Here is a 7201-nt window from a genome sequence, read left to right as displayed (position 1 = left end):
ACTTCTACTTAGACATACAAACTGTTGACAGTAAAACTCCTATATAGTATTATTTGATAAAATACTATATAGGAGTTTTTGTGTGAAAATGAATGGCGGATTTCTTGTTACCAAAATAAAACAACTTGGAGATCGAATCTTTGAGAAGATTCTCAGCGAAAAGAATATTGATGCGTTTAACGGAGCCCAAGGGCGTATTCTTTATGTACTGTGGCAGGAAGATGGAATCTCAATCAGGTCACTCTCGATTAAATGTGGATTAGCGATAACTTCTCTTACTACGATGCTGGAAAGAATGGAAAATCAAGGGCTGATAAGACGCGTTCAGTCTGAAACGGACAAAAGGAAAACACTCCTGTTTCTGACTGAAAAAGCACATGCCTTAAAGGACAAATACGATTCTGTATCTGATAAAATGGGCAGTATTTACTACAAAGGTTTTTCGGAGGAAGAAATTACCCAGTTTGAGGAATACCTCGACCGTATCAGAAAGAATCTTGAGGAGTGGCAGAAATCATGAGTGTTTGTATCAAAGATCAGATTCAAAACATGAATATCGTCATCGGATGTACAGTGGGGTGTGCATATTGCTATGCCCGCAATAATGTGAAACGCTGGCATATGATTGATGACTTTGCTGACCCTGAATTCTTTCCGGGTAAGCTCAAGATGATGGAAAAGAAACGTCCGCAGAACTTTCTTCTTACCGGCATGAGCGATCTTTCCGGCTGGAAGTCAGAATGGAGAGACGAGGTATTTGAAAAAATCCGTGAAAATCCACAGCATCAGTTCCTGTTCCTTACAAAGCGACCAGATCTGCTGGATTTTGATACAGATTTGGAAAATGCATGGTTTGGTGTTACGGTGACGAGAAAAGCAGAACTGTGGCGTATTGACGCACTACGGGAAAATGTCAGAGCAAAACACTATCATGTTACCTTTGAGCCGCTATTCGACAATCCAGGTTCAGTTGATCTTTCCGGGATCAACTGGATCGTTGTCGGCACCATGACTGGAGTTCAGAGCAGGAAGGTTCATACGGAGCCGGAGTGGGCATGGTCTCTGACAGATCAGGCGCATGTGCTTGACATTCCGGTATTTATGAAGGAAGATCTTGTCCCTATCATAGGGACTGAAAATATGATTCAGGAAATGCCGGATGAATTCAATAAAGTGTTGGAGGTACAGAGATCATGGCAGAAGTAATAAATGGAATCCTCATTAATGAGGCGGAAACAAAGAACATCATGACCAAGTCCAGTCTGCCTGTAGGCGGTTACTCGGTCAATCCATATGTAGGCTGTACACACGCCTGCAAGTATTGCTATGCTTCTTTTATGAAGCGCTTTACCGGACACAAGGAGGAATGGGGCACTTTCCTTGATGTGAAGCATTGGCCGGAAATTAAGAATCCGAAGAAATATGCCGGACAGCGGGTGGTCATCGGTTCTGTGACAGATGGCTACAATCCACAGGAGGAGCAATTCGGGAATACCAGAAAACTTCTGGAGCAGCTGATCGGCAGTGACGCAGATATTCTGATCTGCACAAAGTCGGATCTTGTGGTACGAGATATTGATCTGCTGAAGAAGCTTGGACGAGTAACCGTTTCATGGTCGATCAACACACTAGATGAAAATTTCAAGAACGATATGGACTCTGCTTCTAGCATTGAGCGCCGTATCGCTGCAATGAAGCAGGTATATGAAGCAGGTATCCGTACAGTCTGTTTCGTATCTCCGGTATTCCCCGGTATCACGAATTTTGAAGCAATCTTTGAGCGGGTAAAGGATCAGTGCGATCTGTTCTGGCTCGAAAATCTCAATCTTCGAGGCGGTTTCAAAAAGACAATTATGGCTTATATCGCCGGAAATTATCCTGATCTTGTACCACTTTACGACGAGATCTATAACAAGCATAACCGCAGCTACTTTGAAGCACTTGAAGTAAAAGCTGAGGAAATGGCTAAGAAGTATGATTGTCCCTTTGTGGATAATGAAATGCCTTATGGCAGAGTCCCGCAGGGACATCCGGTGATCGTAGATTATTTCTATCATGAGGAAATCCGAGGGACAGAGAATACAGGAAAAAGAAATCGTTAATCTAAACGAAAATGAAACTGATGATGGTGGAGAGATTTATTTATCGCCATTTGAAATCTTGCAAAGAACGGCGAAAACATCAAGGAACAGTTGAGGACAAGAAAATATAAACCTCAGCCAGTACGAAGAGTGGAGATACCAAAACCAGATGGTGGTGTCAGAAATCTAGGAGTACCAACAGTAACAGACAGATTTATACAACAAGCCATTGCACAGGTTTTAACGCCAATCTATGAGGAACAGTTTCATGACCACAGTTATGGATTTAGACCGAACAGATGTGCACAACAGGCAATCCTGACAGCATTTGATATGATGAACGAGGGCAACGACTGGATTGTAGACATTGACTTGGAAAAGTTCTTTGACACAGTGAACCATGACAAGCTTATGACCATCATAGGCAGAACTATAAAAGATGGAGATGTTATCTCTATCATTAGGAAATATCTTGTCAGTGGAATCATGATTGATGATGAGTATGAGGATTCTATTGTGGGAACACCACAAGGAGGAAATCTTTCACCATTACTGGCAAATATCATGCTGAATGAACTTGATAAGGAAATGGAAAAGAGAGGGCTTAGCTTTGTACGATACGCGGATGACTGTATTATTATGGTCGGAAGCGAAATGTCTGCCAATCGTGTAATGAGAAACATATCTCGTTTTATTGAAGAGAAACTAGGACTCAAAGTTAACATGACTAAGAGCAAAGTAGATAGACCAAGAGGATTGAAATATCTGGGTTTCGGATTCTACTTTGATTCAAGAGCACACCAATTTAAGGCAAAACCACATGCAAAATCAGTAGCAGTATTACTTTTGATGTTGTGTGTTATGCAAGTCGAAATGTGATGGCTGTCCCTATGGGCGAGATCACCCGTGCATTGGTTGGTGTACGAAGAAGGTTATGCGTGAAGTGGGGCTTGGAAAAATCATGATTTATAACTCGGACGGTAAACTGCTTTTAGAAGAATATTGCAGAAACCGGAGAGATATTCTGGATAGAAAATGTAGTGCAATTGAAGTGGAGGCACGAGAGTTTAAGCCAATACTGGGAGGAGATTATCATCTGACTATGAGATTTGAATCCGTGGACAGGGATGAAAGGATTTACGGAATGGGGCAGTATCAGCAGCCTTATCTGAATCTGAAAGGTTTAGACTTAGAATTGGCACATCGTAACTCACAGGCAAGTGTACCTTTTGCCATTTCGTCTTTGGGATATGGATTTTTATGGAATAATCCGGGTGTGGGGCGCGCGGTGTTTGGAAAGAATATCATGAGTTTTGAAGTATATTCTACCAAAGTTTTGGATTATTGGGTAGTGGTAGGAGATACGCCTGCAGAAATTGAAGAGGCATATGCGGCAGTGGCTGGAAAAGTTCCTATGATGCCGGAATATGGGCTGGGTTTCTGGCAGTGTAAACTCCGTTATCAGACACAGGAAGAACTTCTGGAAGTGGCGAGAGAATACAAGAGAAGGAATCTGCCGATTGACCTGATTGTTATTGATTTCTTTCACTGGCCGAAGCAGGGAGAATGGAAATTTGATCCGGTATATTGGCCTGAACCTGATGCCATGGTTCAGGAGCTGCAGGAGGTGGGGATTGAATTAATGGTATCTATCTGGCCGACAGTGGATAAAACCTGTGAGAATTATGAGGAAATGCTGGAAAAAGGATTTTTGATCAGTACGGAGCGAGGATTTCGTGTAGGGCTGGATTTTCAAGGTGCCACGATCCATTTTGACGCGACGAATCCGGGAGCAGGAGAATACGTCTGGGGCAACCGAAATATGGAACCACAGGAGGAGCAACTTGCTGCTCCGGTGCGGCGAATGAAGTATGGAGTTATGGAGAAGAAGTTTATGTTATCTGTAAAAAATATATGGAATTAAGGGAGCAGATGAGGCCATATACAAGAAGGATCATGGAAGAAGCGCATAGAAAGGGAACTCCGGTTATGCGGACACTTTTCTATATGTGCCCGGATGATTTGGTCTGCTGGGAAACAGAAGACGAATATTTTTACGGACCGGATGTATTGGTGGCTCCGGTTCTTTATGCCGGACAGCGCAGCCGCACTGTTTATCTTCCAAAAGAAGAAAGCTGGATTGACTATACAACCGGAAAGGAGTATGAAGGAGGACAAACGATAAAAGTAGATGCACCGTTAAATACTATTCCTGTGTTTATTAAAAAAAATAGTAATATTTTTAGCAAGGAATAGGAAATTTGTTAATACAGAGGTGCTTTATTTTACTTATTATGGGATGTTTGTATCCATATATAATTTTGTGGCATCCTATGTGTTATGCAGGTGTTTTGTAATTATATGGATTTCCTGATATGGTGAGATACAAAAGAGGTGATAATATCGGGCAATTACTGATCTTGGAACTTAATGATAATGAGACAAAACTTTTTAATGAAATAATGGAAGTTGTAGGAAGATATCCGGATTTCAAAAGATACCAACTACGAACAGAACCGATATTGCAACTTCCAGGGCTTGAAATTTACCCTGACCGAAGGAAAATTTATCGGGATTGCAGGGAAATCAGATTGACAGCCAAGAAATTTGCCATCTTGTGTTATCTTGCCGCAAATCAGGGCAGAGTGATGACTTACGGATAGATATATGAGCAGGTTTGGGGTGATTATGCACATGATATTGAGAATAATACTATAGGCTATCACATCTGTCACCTGAAAGAAAAGTTATTTGCCTCTTCAACCTGTTCACTCTTTAATATACGATGTGTGAGGAGTGTGGGCTACTGCATTGAACTGCTCACCAAGTAGTAATTTTAAGTGGTATTATGATACAGTCCTGTTTATGGCAGGGCTGTATTTTTTATGGAAAGATGGAATGCGGATTTTGTCATCATATATTGTCTGAATTTGCGTTTTTCCCAATCAAAAACAAAGGAAACCCTCGTTCAATTAGAAAGCAATAGAAAGCAATATCAGCAGGCGAGCCATTAACAATGAATAAAGCTACGGAATAAGGGAAGGACTGCCGGATGTGGTATTTCACAGTATTCGTCATACGAGTATACTTGTCTGAGGAGTTTCATCAGCTGGCAGTCCAGAAGAAAGACTCATAATCTTCTTCATAAAATGTGCTCCCTTTCATTCATACAACGTAAAAGACTAACGAACATATTTAATGAAACATCGAAACCATCTTCTTTTTGTTGTTTATCTATAATAACGATTGGAGTAGTCGATTATAGACACTGCAATCAAAAAAATCTGAAAATATATTTATCAACATTACATAAAAGTGTGTAGATGCACATAAAATGGGAATACATATTGAAATGCACGTCGTTCTGTGATAGAATCTCATTACTAAAAAGTGTGCAGATGCACGGAAAGGGGGAGCGTAACGATGGAGATTAAAAGAGACGCTTACCTACAGCAGCTGACCCTGCGAAAAGATAATGGAATGATAAAGGTGATTACCGGCATTCGTAGATGTGGCAAATCCTTTTTGCTGTTTACCATCTTTAAGAGATACTTACTGGAGAACGGCGTTGATGTTGATCATATTATTGAGATTGCATTGGACGGTATTGAAAATGAGGAACTAAGAGATCCTAAGGTGTGTTTCAAGTACATCAAAGATGCCATGAAAGACGATGGCAAATACTATCTGCTTCTTGATGAAGTGCAGTTTATGTCACAATTTGAGGAAGTGCTGAACAGCCTGCTCCGCATGAGCAATATTGATGTGTATGTCACCGGAAGTAATTCCAAGTTCCTGTCCAGCGACATTGTGACCGAATTCCGTGGCAGAGGTGATGAGATTAGAATCTACCCTCTCTCCTTTGCAGAGTTTTATTCTGTCTATGACGGCGATTATGATGATGCATGGGATGACTACATGATCTACGGAGGATTGCCGCAGATCGTAAGTTTCCAGAGCGAACGACAGAAAGCGGACTATCTGAAGAACATCTTTGCAAATGTCTATCTAAAGGATGTTATTGAAAGAAATAAGATTCAGAACGTGGATGAGATTGGGATTCTGGTTGATGTGCTTGCATCTGCAATCGGCGCACCGACCAACCCTTCAAAGATTGCCAATACCTTTGCTAGTGAGCGCCAGATGACTTATGCTAATAAAACCATCTCCAAGCATATCGACTATTTGACAGATGCCTTTTTGATTTCCAAGGCAAGCCGATACGATATTAAGGGCAGAAAGTATATCGGTGCAAATCTGAAATACTACTTTACGGATCTGGGACTGAGAAATGCACGTCTGAATTTCAGACAGCAGGAGCCTACTCATATCATGGAGAACATTGTTTATAACGAGCTGTTGATCCGTGGCTACAATGTTGATGTGGGTGTCGTGGATATCTTCGATAAGGATAAAGAGGGCAAACGTGTTCGCAAGCAGTTGGAGGTTGACTTTGTGGTGAATCAAGGAAACCAGAGATACTATATCCAGGTTGCATATGACATGACTTCGGAAGAAAAACAGACGCAGGAGTTCAATTCTCTGCGTAATATCCCGGACTCTTTCAAGAAGATCGTCATTGTAAATGGCAGCAAAAAGCCTTGGAGAAATGATGAAGGTTTTGTCATCATGGGAATGAAGTATTTCTTGCTGAATGCGAATAGTCTGGAATTTTAAGTCGATTTGAGTTGTTGCTGTGGTGTTGTTCTATTTCAAAAAAGAGTGAAATGATATAAATAAGGCCAGCCGATGTGGTAGCATTTATGTGGGAGTACATGAAAGTACCGGAGGATTCAAGAGAAAAAGTTAAGAATCTGCTTAAAGATGCAAATGAAAATGGAGTAAAAATAAGTCATCAGGCACCAACACTGTATGATGTTGTTCCGAAAGAAAAAATTGCTGAATTTGAAGAGCTTATGCGCAAAACCATAGCTGACATTGTATCAGAAGCCAGTAGCGTTGCCTGTTGGGTGTATGTGCAGAAATATGTGAAGCACAAAACCCTAAACGAAATGCTGCAAGAATTGCCAGACGTAAGTCAATTCATCCTAGCTATGGATACCTGGTTTGAAAAACTGATGGAGAAATATCCTGACTGGTATTATCAGAAATCAAAACAT

General features: G+C 41.1%; 9 protein-coding genes and 1 pseudogene. All 10 read left to right on the top strand.

The window, feature by feature from the left end:
- The first annotated feature begins 82 nt into the window (after positions 1-82).
- Entirely contained in the window at positions 83-520 is a 438-nt protein-coding gene (locus tag DWZ40_RS18845; RefSeq protein WP_117559293.1) for a radical SAM mobile pair system MarR family transcriptional regulator, read from the top strand.
- Positions 517-1206, top strand: a complete 690-nt coding sequence (locus DWZ40_RS18840; RefSeq protein WP_118544332.1) for a radical SAM mobile pair protein A — start codon at positions 517-519, stop codon at positions 1204-1206. The genes DWZ40_RS18845 and DWZ40_RS18840 overlap by 4 nt, the downstream gene beginning before the upstream one ends.
- On the top strand, positions 1194-2102 hold the full coding sequence (locus DWZ40_RS18835) for a radical SAM mobile pair protein B (RefSeq protein WP_118544331.1): 909 nt from the start codon (positions 1194-1196) through the stop codon (positions 2100-2102). Before DWZ40_RS18840 ends, DWZ40_RS18835 begins: the two co-directional genes overlap by 13 nt.
- Positions 2103-2171: 69 nt before the next feature.
- Positions 2172-2960: pseudogene (gene ltrA, locus DWZ40_RS18830) on the top strand (group II intron reverse transcriptase/maturase); the annotation flags it as partial.
- A 223-nt stretch (positions 2961-3183) separates the two neighbouring features.
- The gene (locus tag DWZ40_RS20500) at positions 3184-4005 is read left to right on the top strand and encodes a TIM-barrel domain-containing protein (RefSeq protein WP_347560130.1); all 822 of its coding nucleotides are present in this window, start codon (positions 3184-3186) and stop codon (positions 4003-4005) included.
- Positions 4006-4037: 32 nt separating this feature from the next.
- Complete coding sequence (locus DWZ40_RS20495) at positions 4038-4337, top strand: hypothetical protein (protein ID WP_347560129.1); 300 nt, start codon at positions 4038-4040, stop codon at positions 4335-4337.
- A gap of 119 nt (positions 4338-4456) precedes the next feature.
- The gene (locus tag DWZ40_RS20190; RefSeq protein ID WP_243035391.1) at positions 4457-4744 is read left to right on the top strand and encodes a hypothetical protein; all 288 of its coding nucleotides are present in this window, start codon (positions 4457-4459) and stop codon (positions 4742-4744) included.
- Positions 4745-4912, top strand: coding sequence for a helix-turn-helix domain-containing protein (locus tag DWZ40_RS20490; protein ID WP_347560131.1), 168 nt, complete (start codon positions 4745-4747; stop codon positions 4910-4912).
- 592 nt (positions 4913-5504) lie between these two features.
- A complete protein-coding gene (locus tag DWZ40_RS18815; protein ID WP_008400146.1) occupies positions 5505-6758 on the top strand; it encodes an ATP-binding protein in 1254 nt (417 codons plus the stop codon).
- A 98-nt stretch (positions 6759-6856) separates the two neighbouring features.
- A partial coding sequence (locus DWZ40_RS18810; RefSeq protein WP_347560128.1) for a hypothetical protein occupies positions 6857-7201 on the top strand: 345 nt, incomplete at its 3' end.

Source organism: Clostridium sp. AF32-12BH, from assembly GCF_003477935.1.
Lineage (GTDB): Bacteria > Bacillota > Clostridia > Lachnospirales > Lachnospiraceae > Brotaphodocola.
The sequence above is the reverse complement of the archived record's forward strand: the minus strand, read 5'-3'. Positions and strand labels throughout refer to the sequence as shown.